The sequence below is a fragment of the Acuticoccus sediminis genome (assembly GCF_003258595.1).
GTDB classification, from domain to species: domain Bacteria; phylum Pseudomonadota; class Alphaproteobacteria; order Rhizobiales; family Amorphaceae; genus Acuticoccus; species Acuticoccus sediminis.
This window is the reverse complement of sequence record NZ_QHHQ01000005.1, coordinates 13,182-30,812: the sequence shown is the minus strand read 5'-3', so window position 1 is coordinate 30,812 and position 17,631 is coordinate 13,182. Positions and strand designations below refer to the sequence as shown.

The following is a 17,631-nucleotide window of genomic DNA, read 5'->3' as shown; positions in this document are numbered from 1 at the left end:
GTCAGCCCGCGGTCGGTGCCTGGCGCGTGGTCATGAACCACTCGTAGATCTGCTCGCCGGTCCAGAAGACGACGCCCTCGTGGGCGGCCATCCTCTCGAAGATCTCCTCGAAGTACCTGATGCGGTGCGGCACGCCGGAAATGTACGGGTGGACGGCGACCGAGATGAACTTCGCCCGCTCGGCGCCTTCCTGGTAGAGGCGGTCGAACTGGTCCATCACGCGGCGGGCGAAGTGCTCCCCCTCGTGGTGCTGGACGAGCATCATCGGGATGTCGTTCAGCTCGACGGTGTAGGGGAGGGTGACGAGTTCGCCGTTGTCGGTGCGCATCACCGTGGGCTCGTCGTCGAAGACGAAGTCGCCGCAGTACCTGACGCCGTGCCTGGTGAGGAGGTCGGGCGTCTCGTAGGTCTGGGTGAGGCCGGGGCCGAGCCAGCCGATCGGACGCTTGCCGGTGAAGCGCTCGCAAGTGTCGAGCGACTTCACGATGGTCGCCTCCTGATCGTCCAGCTTGTGGGTCGGCATCTGGACGAAGGAGTGACCCATGAACTCCCAGCCGGCATCGCGCGCGGCGGCGGCGACGGGCGGGTAGGAATCGCACACGCCCGCGTTGATCGACAGGGTGGGACGGATGTCCATCCGGTCGAGGGCCGCCTTCAGGCGCCAGAAGCCGACGCGCATCCCGTACTCGTGCCACGCCCAGTTGGGGATGTCGGGGGTGAGGGTCTGGCCGGTCGGCGCTGGCAGGACCTGCCGGGCCATCGGCCGCTCGATCTCCCAGACCTCGAGGTTGACGATCGGCCACACGACCAGGCGCACGCCTTCGGGCAGTCTGAGCGGCGGGCGATCGACGATCGGGCTGAAGTCGATGCGCTGGCGCGGAAGCGTGTTGGTCATTCCGGCTTTCGTCTCCGTGATGTCCGCTGCCGCCGGTGAGCGTGGCCGGGGGCGGCGGGGGCTCGGTTCGTCCGCGGGCTTGCGCCGCGCATGTGGTGTGGCACGCTGGTCGGCGGTGGGGCGCACCGGCGCGCCCGCAACGAGCGGCGTTGCTTGACATATAATCAAGTCGGCTGTCCCACTTGTAAAGTCACTTTGGTGGGCTCCGGGGGAACCATGGGCAGCGCGGCGGACGACGAGCGGGACGAGGTGGGTGTCGGGGTGCGGCTGCGCGAGATGCGCCGCGCCGCGCATTTGCGCCTGAAGGACGTCGCCGAACTGGCGAACTGCTCCGAATCGATGCTCTCCAAGATCGAGAACGGCAACGTCAGCCCCTCGATCAACACGCTGCACCGGATCACCCGCGCGCTCGGCACCTCCATCGGCGACCTCTTCGCCAAGCCGGATGCGGGGGCGCCGTTCGTGCTGCGGCAGGGGCGGCGGCCCACGCTGGTGCGCCACCCGCTGCGCTCCGGCGACGGGATCTCGCTGGAGAGCCTCACCCCGTTCGAGATCGAGGGGCGCCTGCAGGCGCAGCTCCACATCGTCGAGCCCGGCGGCGCGTCCGACGGCCTGATCAGCCACGAGGGCGAGGAGATGGGCTACGTCCTGGAGGGCGCGCTGGAGCTCATCGTCGACGATCACCGCGCCGTCCTCGGCCCCGGCGATTCCTTCTTCTTCGCGTCGAAGCGGCCGCACGGCTACCGCAATGTCGGCGACACGACCGTTCGTGTCGTCTGGGTCAACTCCCCCGCGACCTATTGAGGGCGCGCTTTCTCCGCATCGGCAGGGCGCGCGAAGGCGTCACGAAAGAATTTTCTTCTCATGAAAGTTCGCTTGATTGATGGCACGCCATTTGCAAACTTTGTGCTGGCAGGTGGCGCCCGGCCACCGTTCCGCTGACAGACCGTCGCCGACCAAGAGGATGGCAGCCATGAAGTTCGCTCTCACCGTGACGACCGCGTTCGGCCTCGCCCTAGCGGCCGCGGCCACCTTCGCTCCCGAGGCGCATGCCCAGCAGGTGCTGAAGATTGCCCACATCCTGCCCGCCGGCGACCCGCGCGACCTCGGCGCCCGCAAGGTCGAGGAACTCGTCGAGGCGAATGCGTCCTGCGAGATGGACGTGCAGGTCTACCCGGCCGGCCAGCTCGGCATGTTCAAGGACATCAACGAGGGCGTGCAGTTCGGCTCCATCGAAGTCAGCGTGATGCCGGCGTCCTACATCGTCGGCACCGAGCCGCTGTTCGGCGTGTTCGACCTGCCGTTCTTCTGGCCCGGCGACAGCGAGAAGCTGCGCGCGCTGCACCAGGGCCCGGCCATGGAGAAGCTCGGCGAATCGCTCGCCAAGCACAACATGGTCCTGCTCGACGTCTGGCACACCGGCTACAAGCAGTGGACCGGCAACAAGCCGCTCAACACGCTCGGCCAGTACGACGGCCTCGTCAGCCGCGTCATGCCGTCCCCGGTGCTCGCCGAGCAGCAGAAGGCCCTCGGCCTGACGCCCGTCACGATGCCGTTCCCGGAGACCTATTCGGCCCTCCAGTCCGGCGCCATCGACGCGCAGGAGAACCCGAACCCGACGTCCTGGAACATGAAGTTCCACGAGGTGCAGAGCCACCTCACGATGACCAACCACGGCACGCTCGACCAGGTCATCCTGATCAACAAGCCGTTCTGGGAGGGGCTCTCGCCCGAGTGCAAGGCCGCCATCGAGGAGGCGCTCCCCGCCGCCAGCGAGGTCACCTTCACCGAGACGATGAAGCAGGAGGAGGAGGCGATGGCCGACTTCAAGGCCAACGGGCTCACCATCGTCGAGCTGTCGGACGACGAGCGCGCGGCGCTGCGTGACGCCATCCTGCCGAAGGTGCGCGAGTTCTACATCGAGAGCACCGGCGACGAGGGCAAGGCGATCGTCGAGGCCTTCGAAGCCGAGATGAACGACTAAGCCCCCGCCGGAGCCGAGCCCGTGCAGCCCATCGTCACCGCAGCGCGCGTCCTCCTGCGCGCGCTGGATCGCATCGTGTCGGTCGCGGCGGGGATCGCCCTCCTCGTCGTGACCTTCACGATCTTCCTCAACGCCACGGGGCGCTACACGCTCGGCCTGTCCTTCCTGGGAGGCGAGGAGCTGGCGCGCCTCCTCACCGTCTGGATCACCTTCGTCGCCGCCTACACGATGCTGAGGGAGGACGGGCACGTCTCGATCGACCTCGTCCTGCGCGTGGTGCCGCCGGTGGTGCAGCGGGTCTTCCGCGGCCTGATCGCCGTCATCGGCACCGTCACGATGGCCTACCTCGCCTACCGCGCCTACCAGCTCTCCGCCTTCTCGCTCGGCACCGGGCAGATGGGGACGACCCTGCCGGTCCCGCGCGGGCTCTTCTTCGTGCCGGTCTGCCTCGGCGCGGTGCTGATGACCCTCGCCTTCGTCGAGAAGCTCGTGCGCGCCATCACCGACACGCTGCCGCCGCTCCCCGCCCTCGCCGACACCGGCGCCGAGGGCACGCCGCTGACGCCCGCCGCCCCGCGGGAGGAGACCGTCTGATGCCCGTCCCCCTTCTCGTCGGCTCGGCGCTCTTCATCCTCGTCCTCGGCGCGCCGATCTTCCTCGCGATCCTCGCCGCCACGTTCGGCACGTTCGAGCTGTTCGCCCCGCCGATGCCGCGCATGGTGCTGCCGCAGCGCATGGTCGACGGCGTCAACAAGTTCTCGCTGCTGGCGATCCCGCTCTTCATCTTCGCCGCCGACATCATCGCGCGCGGGCAGATCGGCTCGCGCCTCGTCGCCATGGTCGAGAGCTTCTGCGGTCACGTGCGCGGCGGTCTCGCCATCGCCACCATCATCGCCTGCGCGCTGTTCGGCGCGATGTCGGGGATCGGCCCGGCGGCGGTCGTCTCGATCGGCCCGATCGTCTTCCCGGCACTGATGCGCCAGGGCTACTCGCGCGGCTTCGCCGTCGGGCTGATCGTCACGGCGTCGACGCTCGCCATGCTGATCCCGCCGTCGGTGGCGATGATCCTCTACGCGCTGCAGACCAACACCTCGATCGGCGCGGTCTTCCTCTCCGGCCTCGGCTCGGGGGTCCTGTTCACGATCGTCCTGTGCGTCTACGCCTACGTCTACGCCCGCCGGCACGACATCGCGACGGACACGCGCGCCACGTGGCCGGAGCGGCTGAAGAAGACGCGGGAGGCGGCGTTCGCGCTCGGCCTCCCGGTGATCATCCTCGGCGGCATCTACGGCGGCGCGTTCACGCCCACCGAAGCGGCCGCGTTCGCCTGCGTCTACGCGATGCTGGTGGAGGTGCTGATCTACCGCAAGCTGTCGGTCGCCGAGCTCTTCCGCATCTCGTCGACCTCGGCGGGGACGATCGCCATCATCCTGATCCTCGTGTCGGCCGGGACGGTGCTCACCTACTACCTGACCCTCTCGCAGGTGCCGCAGCAGGTGACGGCGACGCTCTCGGGCGCCTCGGACGTGACGATCCTCTTCATCATCAACGTCCTGTTCCTGGTCGCGGGCATGTTCGCCGACCCGAACTCGCTGATCATCGTGCTGACGCCGCTGATCTACCAGGCCGCGCTCGCGGCGGGGATCGACCCGGTGCACCTCGGGGCGGTGATCGTCGCCAACGTGGCGCTCGGCATGGTGACGCCGCCGTTCGGCCTCAACCTCTTCATCGGCATCACGACCTTCCGCGTGTCCTACCTCGACGTCGTGAAGGCGGTGATGCCGTTCATCGTGCTGATGCTCGTCGTCCTGGTGCTGATCACGTACATCCCGGCGATCTCGCTCATGCTGCCGGAGCTGATGAGGTAGGCCGATGCAACCGGTTCTTCTCCTGCTCGGTCTCGGCGTGGGTGCCGTGATGGCGATCTACCTGCCCCTCGTCGGAACGATGGGGCGGGCGCTGTCCTCGCCGGTGCTGGCGGCGGTGCCGTTCTTCGTCGTCGGGCTCATCTCGGCGGTGACGGCCACCGTGCTGACGGGGCAGGCGGAGGGGCTCGCCCGGCTCCGTGGCCTCGCGCCGTGGCTTCCGCTCACCGGGTTCGGCGCCTTCCTCATGATCGTCGGCTCGGCGCATCTGATCCCGCGGATCGGCGCGTCGACCTTCTTCGTCGTCATCGTCGCGGGCCAGCTCGCCGTCGGGGCCATCGTCGCCCACTACGGGCTCCTGGGCTCCGCGACCGTCCCGCTCACCCTGACGAAGGTGGCCGGCTTCGCCCTGGTGGTCGGCGGCGCCTGGCTCGCCATCCGCTGAGGACCTCTGCGATGCTGCCCAACGAACGCCTCTCCTATGCGCCGATCACCGACCGGCCGGCCCTGACGCTGCCGGACGGCAAGCGCATGGTGGTGTGGATCATCATCAACATCGAGGAATGGGACCCGACGCAGCCGATGCCGCGCACGGTCCTCACGCCGCCCGCCGGCGGCTCGCCCTCGCCGGACATCCCGAACTGGGCCTGGCACGAGTACGGCAACCGCGTCGGCTTCTGGCGCCTCCTCAAGATGTTCGACGCGCTGTCGCTGCCGGCGGTGCTGGCGATCAACGGCACCGCCGTCGAGAGCTACCGCGCCATCACCGACGCCGCGCTCGAGCGCGGCTGGGAGTTCATGGGCCACGGCTTCACGCAGAAGAACATGCAGAAGGTCGAGGACGAGGCCGCCGACATCGCGAGGACCACCGAGGTGATCTCGCGCGTCACCGGCCGCCGCCCGCGCGGCTGGCTCGGCCCCGGCCTCACCGAGACGTGGCAGACGCCGGACCTCCTCGTCGAGGCGGGCTACGAGTACGTGTGCGACTGGGTGCTGGACGACCAGCCCGTGCGCCTTCAGACGCGCGGCGGACCGATCCACAACATCCCCTACACCCAGGAGTGCAACGACGTCGCGATGATGCTGATCCAGCACCACCCGGCGCGCGAGTACTTCCAGCGGGCGAGCGACCAGTTCGACCAGCTCTACGAGGACAGCGCGGACGCGACGCGCGTGATGGCGCTCGTCCTCCATCCCTACATCGTCGGCGTGCCGCACCGCGCGCCCTATGTCCGCAAGATCCTCGAGAAGATCGCCGCCGCTCCGGACGTCGCCGTCTGGAACGGAGCGCAGATCCTCGACTGGTACAAAGAGCAAGCTCCGGCCTGAGTCATGACGTCATCCGAACCGCGCGGGGCCATGCCCGCCTACGGCCTCTTCATCGACAACGCGTTCACGCCGGCCGCCTCCGGCCGCACCTTCGAGGTGGAGAACCCGGCGACGGCGGCGACCATCGCAACCGCCGCCCACGGCGACGCCGAGGACGTCGCGCGCGCCGTCGCCGCCGCGGAACGCTCGGTCTGGGGGCGCATGCCGGGGGCCGAGCGCGCCCGCATCCTGACGCGCGCCGCCGACATCCTGGCGGAGCGGATGGACGACTTCGTCGCCGCCGAGGTGGCGCAGACCGGCCGGCCAATCCGCGAGATGAAGGCCCAGCTCGCCCGCACCCCGGAGTGGTACGCCTACTTCGGCGCGCTGGCGCGCACGCACGAGGGGCGCGTCCACCCGTTCGGCGGCTCCTACCTCAACTACTCGCATCGGCGCCCGCTCGGCGTCGTCGGCGCGCTGACGCCGTGGAACCATCCGCTGCTGATCCTCACCAAGAAGGTGGCGCCGGCGCTGGCGGCGGGGAACACCATGGTGGTGAAGCCCAGCGAGATCGCACCGCTGACGCCGCTGATGCTGGGAGAGGTGCTTGCCGAGGCCGGACTGCCGGCGGGCGCCTACAACGTCGTCACCGGCTTCGGACCGGACGCGGGCGCGGCGGTCGTGAACCATCCTTCGATTGCCAAGATCGATCTTACGGGCGGCACGCCGACCGGGCGCAAGGTCGCCGCCATCGCCGGGGAGCGGCTGATCCCCATGTCGGCCGAGCTCGGCGGCAAGGCGTCGGTGGTCGTCTTCGCGGACATGGTCGAGGCGGGGACGGCGGGCGCGCTGTTCGCCTCGTTCGTCGCCGCCGGGCAGACCTGCGTGCAGGGTGCCCGGCTTCTTGTCGAGCGGTCGGTCTACGACGAGGTGGTGGAGACGCTCGGCCGGCGGGCCCGCGCCATCCGCGTCGGCGACCCGACCGACCCGGCGACCGAGATGGGGCCGCTCGTCTCGGCCCGCCAGCGCGAGACCGCGGAGCGCTACGTCGCCATCGGCAGGGAGGAGGGCGGGCGGGTCGTCGCAGGAGGCGCCCGGCCCGGCGGCGAGGCCTTCGCCCGCGGCTACTACTACACGCCGACGGTGCTGGCGGACGTCGCGAGCGGCGCGCGGGTCGCCCAGGAGGAGATCTTCGGCCCCGTCGTCTGCTGCCTGCCCTTCGAGGACGAGGCGGACGCGATCCGGCTGGCGAACGACACGCCCTTCGGACTCGCGGCGAGCGTCTGGTCCCGCGAGGTCTCGCGCGCCCACCGCGTCGCCCACGCCATCGACGCCGGCATCGTCTGGGTGAACGATCACCACCGGATCGACCCGTCCTCGCCGTGGGGCGGCTTCGCGGCCTCGGGGCTCGGCAAGGAGAACGGGATCGCCTGCTACGAGTCGTACACCAAGGTGCAGTCGGTCGTGGTCAACCTCTCTCCCGAGCCGTTCGACTGGTTCGAGGGCGAGGCCGAGGGCAAGCGCTACAGCTGATCCGCGCCGCCCGCACCCTGCGCTGCGGCGATTGTCGCGCCGCGTGCTCCGGCCGGAGCCGCCACCTCGCCGAGCCAGCCGAGGATCGCGGCCGCGGCCGCCTCCGGCTTCTCGCGGTGCGGACAGTGTCCGGCGTCCGGGATCTCGACGAGCGCGGCATGGCGGAAGGCGGCGGTGAGCTCGGCGGCCTCGGCCGCGGTGCGCGTCCGGTCCCTGGCCCCGCGCATCACGAGGACCGGAAGGTCCAGCGCCGCCAGCCGCTTCTTGGCCGCACCGAGGTCGTAGGCACCGATCGCGGCGCGGACGCCGTCGAAGGAGGCCGGCGTCATCCGCATCGCGTCCTCGACGAGCGCGTCGACCAGCGCCGGATCGGGGTCCACGAGCCACCCCGCGACGTAGCGGGACATGAGCTCCCGCTCGAGCGCGGGTGTCCCGTAGGCGGCGATGGAGCCGGACCCTCCGGAGCGGCCGAGCCCCGTACCGATCAGCACCAGCCCGTCGACGACGTCGGGCGCCGCGAGCAGGAGCGTCAGGGCGATCGCCCCGCCCATCGAATGGCCGACGACGACGGTCGGCCGGGGGTCCTCGCGCAGCACCGCGGCGATACGGGCCGCCTGCGCCGAGTAGCCGTAGCCGCCTCCGGGCTTCGACGAGCCGCCGAAGCCCGGCAGGTCCACCGCCAGCGTCGACAATCCGGAATGCCCGGCCAGAAGGCGGTCGCTGAGGGCGTCGAACATCCGCCGGGACGACATCGCGCCGTGGAGCATCGCGACGCGGAGCCCCCCTGTGCCGGCCGTCTCCACCTCCATCTCGGCGCCGTCGCCCAGTCGGATCCGGCGTTCTGTCATCGGTCGGTCTCCTGCGCCGGTGCCGCCAGGCGGGCCTCGACGAAGCGGATGAACGCCTCGGCCGCCGGCGAGATCGGACGGTTCACGCGGGTGACGATGCCCAGCGTGCGGAAATACGGCTTCGGCGCGATCCGCACCGTCCGGCAGCGCGCGAGGTCGAGCTTCTTGGCGAAGGTGGCCGGCACGAAGCTGACGCCGACGCCGTTCTCGGCGTAGGCCATCAGGGTCGAGAGGTTGTGCGCCTCGCGGGCGGGATTGAGCGTCAGGCCGTTGGCCGCGAACGCCGCGTCGATGTCCGCGCGGAAGCCGGAGCCGCGGATCGGCGCCAGCACCGGGCGTTCGGTCAATTCCTCGAGGCGCAGCGAGGACCGGGCGGCGAGCGTGTCGTCGAGCGGAACGACGACGAGGCACTCGTCCCGGAAGAGGGGACGGAACTTCAGGCCGCGATTGGGCTGCGGCGGGGAGGAGAGCGCGAGGTCCGCGTCGCCCGCCAGCAGCAGCGCCTCGCACCGGTCCGCGACCATGTCGGCCACCGACACCTCGATGCTTGGATGCCTCTCGCCAAAGCGCAGCAGCAGCGCCGGGATCACCGTCGCCGCGATGGAGGGAAGGGCGGCCGCCGTGACGCGGCCCTCCCGCAGGAGACCCTCGTCGCGAAGCTGCGTCGCCAGCTGCTCCAGCTCGCCGAGCGTCACGCGCGCCGCCGCGAGGAGCCGCGTGCCGCCGCTCGTCAGCACCACGTGCCGCGTCGATCGCTGCAGCAGAGTGATCCCGAGCGCCTCCTCCAGGTGGCGGATGCGCACGCTCACCGTCGATTGCGCGACATTCAGCCGGTCCGCCGCCGCGCGGAAGCTCTGGAGCTCGGCGACGGCGACGAACGTCGCCATCTCGGTGAGCTTGAAGTTGATTGCAGTGATCGGTTCCATCGATCAACAGTTCAAATAAATTCGTTTGAATAAACCTGAGCCGCGTGAAACCCTTTCGTCAAGTCAGGCGATACGACCTGGCACAATCGGGAGGATCTGCCGTGACCGTTTCGGAGCCGGCATCCGGGCTCCTTGCCGGAGTCTTTGCTGTCGAGTGCGCGGATACGCCGGCCGCGGCCTTTGCCGCGGCGATCGCGGCCGACTTCGGCGCGACGGTGGTCATCGTCGAGCCGCCGGAGGGGACGCCGCTGCGCCGCCTCGCGCCATCCGCGGCGCAGGCGCCCTGGTGGGCCTCGCTCGGCCGCAACAAGCGCTCGATCGCCATCGATCCGGGCACCGAGGACGGCGCGTCCACGCTCGCCCGCCTCGCCGAAAAGGCCGACATCGTCTTCCGTGACACGACGTCCCGTGCCGCGCCGCTGGCGGAGGCCGCCCGGAAGGCCGTGGACGTCGAGCTCTTTCCGACCGGTGCCGACCGGCCGGACCTCTGGCCGTGGAGCACGCGGACCGAGTTCGCCGGCGCGGCATCCGGCATCGGCGCCATCACCGGCCCGCTCGGCGGCCTCGCCGTGCAGCCGGAGATGCCGCTCGCCGACTACACCGCCGGGATGATGGCGCTGATGCTCGCGATGGGCGAGCTGCGCGCAGCCCGCCTCGCCGGGGTGAAGCCCGAACCCGTGCGCCTCGCCCTCCACGAGGCGCTGGCGCGGATGAACGAGTGGCAGGTCATCGTCGCGACCGCCTTCGGCCGGGCCGAGAAGCGCACCGGGAACCGTTTCCCGATGAACGCCAATATCGGCAACATCTTCACGACGCGCGACGGCCAGATGCTCTCCGTTTCGGCCGCCACGCCGGCGATCGCGCGGCGGTTGCTGACGATGGTCGGCGGCGAGGCGCTGAGCGCGGATCCCCGCTTCGCGACCCCCGCAGCGCGCGCCCAGCACATGGACGAGCTGGAGGACCTCATCGGCGACTGGTTCGCCCGTCACGACGGCGAGGAGGCGCTGCGCCTCGTCGCCGAGAACGACGTCGTGGTCGGCCCGATCTACGGCGCGGCAGAGCTGATGGCGGACCCCCACGTCGCGGCCCGGGGCAACATCGTCGACGTGCCGGCGGACGGCGGCGGCTGCATCGCGATGCCGGCCGCGCTGCCGCGCACGAGTGACGGCGGCGCCGACGTGCGCTCGACGGGCCCTACCGTCGGACAGGACAGGGACGCGGTGCTCGCCATGCTCGGCTGACCGTCCGCCGGACCCGCATCGAAGACGGCGACCGGCGACCCGTAAGGACAATAAAATCAGGAGGAGACCCATGAGATATTTTGCCAGGATCGCGCTCGGTGCGGGTGCGCTTGCGGCTGCGTTCACGGTGCTGCCGGCAAGCGCGCAGAACAACTCGTTCGTCATCATCGGGCGCGGCTCGGCAGGGTCGACCAGCGATCTCGCCTTCACCGTCCTCGAGGAGGCGCTGAAGCGCGCCCATCCGGACACGCGCATCTCCATCCGCCGCCTGCCGGGCACCGCCGCCGCGGCGCCGCCCCGCGTCGAGAGCGGTGAGGCCGACTTCGGCCACGGCGTCGGCGAGAACGTCCTCGACGCGTGGAACGGCGAGCGCACCTTCGAGGGCCGCGAGCCGATGAAGGACCTGCGCTACGTCGGCTCCTACCTGGGCTTCCTCAACCGCCCGTCCGCGAGCCCGACCTTCGTCGTCAACGCCGACAGCGACATCCAGTCCTGGAAGGACCTCGCCGACAAGCGCATCGGCGTCGGCCCGGCGGACAGCCTGACCTCCACGATGGTCAACGTCGCGCTCGGCGGGGTGGACCTCTCCTACGACAAGATCAAGGCGAACGGCGGCCTCGTCGTGACCGGCGACTGGAACCAGCAGATGGACATGCTGGGTGACGGGCAGCTCGACGCGGTGTTCTTCACCGGCGATCACCCGGCGCCGATCATCACCCAGTTCGCCGCCAACAACGAACCGCGCCTCGTCTCGATGGACCCGGAGGTGAAGGCGGCCCTCCTCGACCGCTACAAGACGTTCGTGGCCAACACGATGCCGGCCGGCACCTACGACTGGCAGACCGAGCCGGTCGAAGGCGTGCAGCTCTCGCTCGGCTACATCGTCAACAAGGATGCGGACGAGGACCTCGTCTACAAGGTCTGCCAGCAGCTCTACGTCGGCGACAACGCCAAGATCTGGGGCGAGGTCGTGCCCGGCTGGAAGGGTGCGGAGAAGCAGGCGGAGCGCGCCGCCTCGACCGTGTTCGTGCCGCTGCACCCCGGCGCACAGCGCTGCTTCGAGGAGGCCGGCATCCCGATCACCAAGATCGGCGCCGCCAACGATCCGTCCTGACCGCAAGGACGCCCCGAGGGCGTTCTGACGAGACGACCGGCGCGCGGCGATCCCCGCTGCGCGCTCCCTGGCGAAGGCGAGGCCCATGACCCCTGACGCAGCGACCGCGGCCGCCGGCGAGGCCGTGCGTGACGACGCGACCGAGCACATCGACGACAACACCGTCGATCACCTCCGCCGGGTGATCCGGCGCGGCTCCGGCCTGCAGCGCGGGCTCGCCGCGGCGATCATGTTCCTCAGCCTGGCGCTGGGGACGATGCTCATCATGACCGCGGCGTTCGGCGCGATGACGGGCTACCTGCAGCGCATCGCCTTCGTCTTCGCGATCCTGTCGATCGGCCTCCTGTCGCGGTCGCCGGTCGGGACGCCGTGGTACCGGCGCGGGCTGCCGCTCCTCCTCCTCGACCTCTTGATCATCGCCGCGCTCTTCGCCGGGCTCGTCCACGTGCTGTCGGACTACGAGGCGTTCGCGCGGCGGATCGGCTTCCCGCTGCCGGTCGACCTCGCGTTCGGCATCATCTACATCGCGGCGACGCTCGAGGTGACCCGCCGCTTCATCGGCTGGCCGATGATCGCGATCATCCTCCTCTTCCTGCTCCAGGCACTGTTCGGCGAGTGGTTCCCGGCCGGCTTCTCCGCGCCCAACGTGCGCTGGCAGACGCTCGTCGAGATCCTCTTCATGCAGGACCAGGGCGTGTTCGGACCGACGACCGCTGTGGCGGCGAGCTACCTGATGCTGTTCCTCGTGTTCGGCGCGATCCTCGTCACAACCAACGCCGTCGCCTTCTTCCAGGACTTCTCGCTCGCCGTGATGGGCCGCCAGCCGGGCGGGCCGGCGCACGTCGCGATCTGCTCCTCGGCGCTCCTCGGCACGGCGTCGGGCTCGGTCGTCGGCAACGTCGCCGGCACCGGGTCGTTCACGATCCAGCTCATGAAGCGGTCCGGCTTTCGGCCGGAATATGCCGGCGCGGTCGAGGCGGTGGCCTCCTCCGGGGCGCAGATCATGCCGCCGATCATGGGCTCCGCGGCGTTCCTGATGGCCGGCTTCCTCGGTATCAACTACTGGGACATCGTCATCGCCGCGCTGATCCCGGCCGCGCTCTACTTCGGCGCCCTCTTCGCTCAGGTGGCGCTGAGGGCCCGCCGCCGCGCGCTCGGCAGCATCGAGGGGGAGCTTCCGCGGCTTCTCCCGGTGCTCGCGTCGGGCGGTCACTTCCTGCTCGCCATCGCCGCGCTCGTGGCGCCGTTCTTCTACGGCTACTCGCCGCAGCGCGCGGCCCTCATCGGCATCGTCTCCCTCTTCCTGCTCTCGCTGCTGCGGCCGGCGACGCGACGGCCCCTCGGGCGCTACCTCGAGGCCGTCATCTCGGCGATGGCGGGCAACGTGCCGGTCGGCGCAGCGGTGGCGGCGGCGGGCGTGCTGATGGGCACCGTCTGGGTCTCCGGCGCCGGCAACCTCCTCGCCGAGTTCGTCATCAGCGCCTCGCACGGGATCCTGCCGCTGGCGCTAGTGCTGACGGCGATCATCGCGCTGGTGCTGGGCATGGGCCTGCCGACGCCGGCGGTCTACCTCACCGTCGCGGTCCTCATCGTGCCCGGGCTGGTGCAGATGGGCGCGCCGGAGATCGCCTCCCACCTCTTCGCCTTCTACTTCGGCATCCTCGCCAACGTGACGCCGCCGGTGGCGCTCGCGGCCTACGCGGCGGCGTCCATCGCGGGCGCGGACCTCAACAGGACCGGCTACCAGGCGCTGAAGCTGGCGCTGGCGGGCTTCATCGTGCCGTTCATCTTCATCTACAACCCCGGCCTGCTGATGGACGGCGCGTGGTGGCAGATCACGCTCGCCGCGATCACGGCCGCGCTCGGCGTCTTCCTCCTCGCGATGGCCGTCGAGGGCTGGTTCCGCACCACGCTCTCCATCGTCGAGCGGATCGGCCTCGGTGTCGCCGCGCTGCTCCTCATCTGGAGCGACCGCCTGACCGAGGCCGCCGGCGCGGCGCTCGCGGCCGGCATCATCGCCTACGTCGTCACCCGCTCGCGGGGCGCGGCCGCGCTCTCCAGGAGGACCGCATGAGAAACCTTGCCGTCTGGGCCGGGACCATCGCCGTCGGTGTCGTCCTGTGGTGGTTCACCGCCCGCGTCTCGCTCCAGTTCATCGATCCGGCCGGCTTCCTCGTCGCGATCGCGATCGCCGCGGCGGCGCTGACGGCGCTGCTGTGGTGGGAGATCGCCACCAGCGATGGCGACGCCGCCGCCGACACCCAAGACACAAGAGAGGACTAAGCCGATGTGGCCGCTGCGGACCATGCTCTTCATCCCCGCCCACAAGCTCGACTGGGCGAAGAAGGTCGACCGCTTCGCTCCCGACTCGGTCGTCATCGACATCGAGGACGCCCTGCCGCGGAGCATGAAGGTGGAGGGGCGGGCGATGGCGCGCGAGATGATCGCCGTCCTCAAGGAAAAGGGCGTGCCGGCGTTCGTGCGCGTCAATGCCCTGTCGGACATCGGGATGGACGACGTGCCGGAGATCGTCACCGACGGTCTCGCCGGCATCATGCTGCCGAAGTCCGACTCGGTGGAGGAGATCAGGACCCTCGACCGCCTCATCTCCTACGGTGAGGGGAAGGCGGGAATGCCCTTCGGCAGTGTCGCGATCCTGCCCTTGCCGGAGACCGCGCGCGGCATGGTGGCGACGCGCGAGATGGCCGCCGCCAGCGACCGTTGCCGCGGCGTCATCGGTCTGATGGGCGGGCCGATCATCGGCGATTTCGCCCGCGCCGCCGGCTTCCTGCCGACGATGGAGGGCTCCGAGCAGTTCTACCTCGCCTCGAAGATGATCCTCGACAGCCGGGCCGGCGGTGCGCCGTACCCGATGGCGAGCCTCATCGGCACCGGGCTCGACGACCTCGACGGCGTGCGCATGCTGGCCGAGCGGGCCAAGCGGTTCGGCTTCGTCGGCGCGGTCCTCATCCACCCGAGCCACGTGAAGGTCGCCGCCGAGGTGTTCGTGCCGACCCGCGAGGAGGCGCAGTACTTCGCCGGCATGATCGACGCGATGGCCGCCGCCGAGGCGCGGGGCGACTCTGCCGTGCGCTACGAGGGGACGATGGTGGACTACGCGATGCTCCCCCACGCGCACGACATCGTCGACGAGGCGACGCGGCGCGGCATCCTCCCGGCGACCGCCGCGGGGGAGGCGGCATGAGCGCTGCGGGTCCACTCGCGGGACTGAAGGTCGTCGAGGCGGGCCTCGTGATCGCCGGTCCGTTCTGCGGCAGCCTGCTCGCGGACCAGGGCGCGCAGGTGATCAAGGTCGAGCGGCCGGACAGCGGCGACCCGGTGCGCCAGATGGGCCCGGCGCCGAGCGGCGTGCCGCTGTGGTGGGGCGTCGCCGCGCGCGACAAGCACTGCGTCGGCCTCGACCTCAAGGACCCCGCCGAGCGCGAGCGCTTCCTGACGCTGATCGAGGAGGCGGACGTCTTCGTCGAGAACTACCGTCCCGGGGTGCTGGAGCGCCTCGGCCTCGGCTTCGACGTGCTGTCGGCCCGCAATCCGCGGCTCGTGGTGATGAGCGTGTCGGGCTTCGGGCAGAGCGGGCCCTACGGCAAGCGGCCCGGCTTCGGGAAGATCGCCGAGTGCTTCTCGGGCCTCCTGCCGGTGACCGGGGCACCGGAGGAGACGCCGCTGTTCGTGGGCTTCAGCCTCGCCGACACGACCGCCGGGCTGATGGGGGCCATGGCGATCAACATGGCGCTCTGGCACCGCGACTGTGCGGGCGGCCGGGCCGTCCACATCGACGTCGCTCTCTACGAGCCGCTGCTGCGGATGATGGAGACCCAGTTCGCCCTGATGGCGGCGACGGGCGAGCCGCCGCGCCGCCGTGGCACCAACGACCCCTACGGCTGGGGCGCGCCCGGCGTGCCGGAGCGCTGGTTCGTGCCGGTCGCGATGCGCGACGGGGCCGAGGCGTTCGTGCTCGTCGACGGCGATTCGCGACCGCGGATCCGCACCCTGACCGGCGGCGACACGGACGAGGCGCTGCAGGCGTGGGCCGCGACCGTCGACGCCGACGAGGCCGCGGAGCAGTTGCGCCGCCACGGGATCGAGGCGGGGCGGGTCCATGACGGCCTGTCGATGGCCGGGGACGCCTACTTCCGCGCCCGTGGCGACGTGATCGCCGCGCCGCGTCCGGAGTTTTCCGCGATGGCGGTGCCCGGCCGGGTGCCGCGGCGCAGCGACCGGGGGGCCGAGCGCGCCTTCCGTCCGGCCGCGATCGGCGAGGACGACGCGATGCTCCCCGCGGGCCGCCAATCGGAGACGATCTCATGACGAACACGATCATTACCGGCGGGAGCCGTGGCATCGGCGCGGCGACGGTGCGCCGTGCGGCCGAGGCGGGCCACGCGATCTGCTTCAGCTACGGGCGTGACAGGGCGAGCGCGGACGCCGTCGTCGCCGAGGCGGAGGCGCTCGGCGCGAAGGCGATCGCGGTCCAGGCGGACATGGGGAGCGAGGTGGGCGTCCTCAGCCTCTTCGCCGCCTGTGACGAGGCGTTCGGCGCGCCGGACGTCCTCGTCAACAACGCCGGCGTGAGCGGCCGCAACGGTCCCATCGTCGACCTCCCGGCGGACGACCTCGAGCGGCTGCTGGCGGTCAACGTCGCGGGCTACGTCCTCTGCTGCCGCGAGGCGGTACGGCGGATGTCGACGAAGCGCGGCGGGCGCGGCGGGTCGATCGTCAACGTCGGCTCGCGCGCCGCGCAGCTCGGCGGGGCCCATACGTGGGTGCACTACGCCGCCAGCAAGGGAGCGGTGGACAGCCTCTCGATCGGCCTCTCGATCGAGGTGGCGCGCGAGGGGATCCGCGTGAACTCGGTCCGCCCGGGGCTGATCAACACCGAGATCCACGCCAACGCGGGGATGCCGGAGCGCATCGCGACCATGGGTCCGAAGCTGCCGATGGGCCGTGCGGGGACGCCGGAGGAGGTCGCCAACCTCATCCTCTGGCTCGCCTCCGACGAGGCGTCCTATGTCTCCGGCGCGGTGATCGACGTGGGCGGCGCCCGCTGAGGCCCCGTCTTCCCGCTAGGGGCCGGCGGCGAGGTCGTTGAGGATCGCGGCGCCGGCCTCGTCGATCGGGTAGAAGCACTCGAGGACGATCTCCGACAGCGTCACGTCCGTCGCGGTCCCGAACACCGTCGTGGTGCTGATCAGGCGCAGGACGCCGCGCGGCGTCGCGAGCTCCAGCGGGACGGCAAGGGCGCGGGCCTCCGCGCCGGCGTTCGCTCGGTAGGGCCGGGCGCCCGGCGGCGGCGCGTAGCCGCGCAGCTCCGTCAGGAGGTCGCCGAGCGCCGGATCGGCCGAGCGCTCGACGTCGCGCGCGAGGCGGTGGAGGATGTGCGCGCGCCACTCGCGATAGTTGGCGATCCGGTCCGCGATGGCGCCGGGGCCGAGGGTCAGGCGAAGCACGTTGACCGGCGGTACCGCGAGCGCCGGATCCGCATCGCCGAGGAGCGCCGCGAGGACGCGGTTGCTCGCGATCAGCGTCCAGTACCGGTCGACGGCGAGGGCCGGATTGGGGGAGTGTCCGTCCAGAATGGACTGGATCTGGGTACGGATCGCCCCGGAATCCGCCGCTTCCAGCGAAGATTGACGGTAGGACGGAGCGTAGCCGGCGGCCAGCAGGAGGGCGTTGCGCTCCCGCAGCGGGATGTCGAGCCGCTCGGCGAGGCGCAGGACCATCGAGCGGCTCGGCGCCGAGCGGCCGGTCTCGACGAAGCTGAGGTGGCGTTGGGAGACGTCCGCGTCCGAGGCGAGCGCGAGCTGGCTCAGGCGGCGCCGTTGCCGCCAGTCTTTGAGGAGCGCGCCGACAGGGTGCGAGGTCTCGTCCATCGCTGACTGGTACGGTGCGCGCTCCG

19 protein-coding genes are annotated in these 17,631 nt (G+C 70.8%); 14 read left to right on the top strand and 5 right to left on the bottom strand.

Features of this window, described 5'->3' with window-relative positions:
* Window position 1 precedes the first annotated feature (1 nt).
* Window positions 2-895 (bottom strand): polysaccharide deacetylase family protein, encoded by an 894-nt coding sequence (locus DLJ53_RS21715; protein ID WP_111349207.1) that lies wholly within the window; start codon window positions 893-895, stop codon window positions 2-4.
* A 216-nt stretch (window positions 896-1,111) separates the two neighbouring features.
* Between DLJ53_RS21715 and DLJ53_RS21710 the strand changes: the two genes are divergently transcribed.
* Complete coding sequence (locus DLJ53_RS21710) at window positions 1,112-1,699, top strand: cupin domain-containing protein (protein ID WP_111349206.1); 588 nt, start codon at window positions 1,112-1,114, stop codon at window positions 1,697-1,699.
* A 39-nt stretch (window positions 1,700-1,738) separates the two neighbouring features.
* On the opposite strand, the gene DLJ53_RS36425 is transcribed toward DLJ53_RS21710, so the two are convergent.
* The gene (locus tag DLJ53_RS36425; protein WP_264194648.1) at window positions 1,739-1,870 is read right to left on the bottom strand and encodes a hypothetical protein; all 132 of its coding nucleotides are present in this window, start codon (window positions 1,868-1,870) and stop codon (window positions 1,739-1,741) included.
* On the opposite strand from DLJ53_RS36425, the gene DLJ53_RS21705 reads away from it, so the two are divergent.
* Genes DLJ53_RS21705 through DLJ53_RS21680 form a run of 6 tightly spaced genes read left to right on the top strand, consistent with a single transcriptional unit; the run spans window position 1,869 to window position 7,585 of the window.
* Entirely contained in the window at window positions 1,869-2,879 is a 1,011-nt protein-coding gene (locus tag DLJ53_RS21705) for a TRAP transporter substrate-binding protein (protein WP_162409467.1), read from the top strand. The two genes, DLJ53_RS36425 and DLJ53_RS21705, sit on opposite strands and share 2 nt — an antisense overlap.
* A gap of 21 nt (window positions 2,880-2,900) precedes the next feature.
* A complete protein-coding gene (locus DLJ53_RS21700; protein ID WP_111349202.1) occupies window positions 2,901-3,473 on the top strand; it encodes a TRAP transporter small permease in 573 nt (190 codons plus the stop codon).
* Entirely contained in the window at window positions 3,473-4,747 is a 1,275-nt protein-coding gene (locus tag DLJ53_RS21695) for a TRAP transporter large permease (protein ID WP_111349201.1), read from the top strand. The genes DLJ53_RS21700 and DLJ53_RS21695 overlap by 1 nt, the downstream gene beginning before the upstream one ends.
* A 4-nt stretch (window positions 4,748-4,751) precedes the next feature.
* Window positions 4,752-5,189 carry a DMT family transporter gene (locus DLJ53_RS21690; protein ID WP_111349199.1) on the top strand — a complete coding sequence of 146 codons (438 nt, stop codon included), beginning with the start codon at window positions 4,752-4,754 and terminating at the stop codon, window positions 5,187-5,189.
* 11 nt (window positions 5,190-5,200) lie between these two features.
* Window positions 5,201-6,073 carry a polysaccharide deacetylase family protein gene (locus DLJ53_RS21685; protein WP_111349197.1) on the top strand — a complete coding sequence of 291 codons (873 nt, stop codon included), beginning with the start codon at window positions 5,201-5,203 and terminating at the stop codon, window positions 6,071-6,073.
* Window positions 6,074-6,076: 3 nt separating this feature from the next.
* On the top strand, window positions 6,077-7,585 hold the full coding sequence (locus DLJ53_RS21680) for an aldehyde dehydrogenase family protein (protein WP_111349195.1): 1,509 nt from the start codon (window positions 6,077-6,079) through the stop codon (window positions 7,583-7,585).
* Here the strand turns inward: DLJ53_RS21680 and DLJ53_RS21675 are convergent.
* Both DLJ53_RS21675 and DLJ53_RS21670 read right to left on the bottom strand, forming a co-directional pair.
* Window positions 7,576-8,433 carry an alpha/beta fold hydrolase gene (locus tag DLJ53_RS21675; RefSeq protein WP_111349193.1) on the bottom strand — a complete coding sequence of 286 codons (858 nt, stop codon included), beginning with the start codon at window positions 8,431-8,433 and terminating at the stop codon, window positions 7,576-7,578. The genes DLJ53_RS21680 and DLJ53_RS21675 overlap by 10 nt on opposite strands.
* Window positions 8,430-9,359, bottom strand: a complete 930-nt coding sequence (locus DLJ53_RS21670; protein WP_111349191.1) for a LysR family transcriptional regulator — start codon at window positions 9,357-9,359, stop codon at window positions 8,430-8,432. The genes DLJ53_RS21675 and DLJ53_RS21670 overlap by 4 nt, the downstream gene beginning before the upstream one ends.
* Before the next feature lie 101 nt (window positions 9,360-9,460).
* Here DLJ53_RS21670 and DLJ53_RS21665 point away from each other — a divergent pair, with 101 nt between their 5' ends.
* The 7 genes from DLJ53_RS21665 (at window position 9,461) to DLJ53_RS21635 (ending at window position 16,783) form a co-directional block, all read left to right on the top strand.
* Window positions 9,461-10,600, top strand: a complete 1,140-nt coding sequence (locus DLJ53_RS21665; RefSeq protein WP_146620055.1) for a CoA transferase — start codon at window positions 9,461-9,463, stop codon at window positions 10,598-10,600.
* A gap of 70 nt (window positions 10,601-10,670) precedes the next feature.
* Window positions 10,671-11,714 (top strand): TAXI family TRAP transporter solute-binding subunit, encoded by a 1,044-nt coding sequence (locus tag DLJ53_RS21660; RefSeq protein WP_111349187.1) that lies wholly within the window; start codon window positions 10,671-10,673, stop codon window positions 11,712-11,714.
* 85 nt (window positions 11,715-11,799) lie between these two features.
* Window positions 11,800-13,788 (top strand): TRAP transporter permease, encoded by a 1,989-nt coding sequence (locus DLJ53_RS21655; protein WP_111349185.1) that lies wholly within the window; start codon window positions 11,800-11,802, stop codon window positions 13,786-13,788.
* Window positions 13,785-13,997, top strand: a complete 213-nt coding sequence (locus DLJ53_RS21650; protein WP_111349183.1) for a hypothetical protein — start codon at window positions 13,785-13,787, stop codon at window positions 13,995-13,997. The genes DLJ53_RS21655 and DLJ53_RS21650 overlap by 4 nt, the downstream gene beginning before the upstream one ends.
* A gap of 4 nt (window positions 13,998-14,001) precedes the next feature.
* Complete coding sequence (locus DLJ53_RS21645) at window positions 14,002-14,919, top strand: HpcH/HpaI aldolase/citrate lyase family protein (RefSeq protein ID WP_162409465.1); 918 nt, start codon at window positions 14,002-14,004, stop codon at window positions 14,917-14,919.
* The gene (locus DLJ53_RS21640; protein ID WP_111349180.1) at window positions 14,916-16,043 is read left to right on the top strand and encodes a CaiB/BaiF CoA transferase family protein; all 1,128 of its coding nucleotides are present in this window, start codon (window positions 14,916-14,918) and stop codon (window positions 16,041-16,043) included. Before DLJ53_RS21645 ends, DLJ53_RS21640 begins: the two co-directional genes overlap by 4 nt.
* Complete coding sequence (locus DLJ53_RS21635; protein ID WP_111349178.1) at window positions 16,040-16,783, top strand: SDR family oxidoreductase; 744 nt, start codon at window positions 16,040-16,042, stop codon at window positions 16,781-16,783. Before DLJ53_RS21640 ends, DLJ53_RS21635 begins: the two co-directional genes overlap by 4 nt.
* A gap of 15 nt (window positions 16,784-16,798) precedes the next feature.
* On the opposite strand, the gene DLJ53_RS21630 is transcribed toward DLJ53_RS21635, so the two are convergent.
* Window positions 16,799-17,605, bottom strand: coding sequence for a helix-turn-helix domain-containing protein (locus tag DLJ53_RS21630; RefSeq protein ID WP_111349176.1), 807 nt, complete (start codon window positions 17,603-17,605; stop codon window positions 16,799-16,801).
* Window positions 17,606-17,631: the final 26 nt, after the last annotated feature.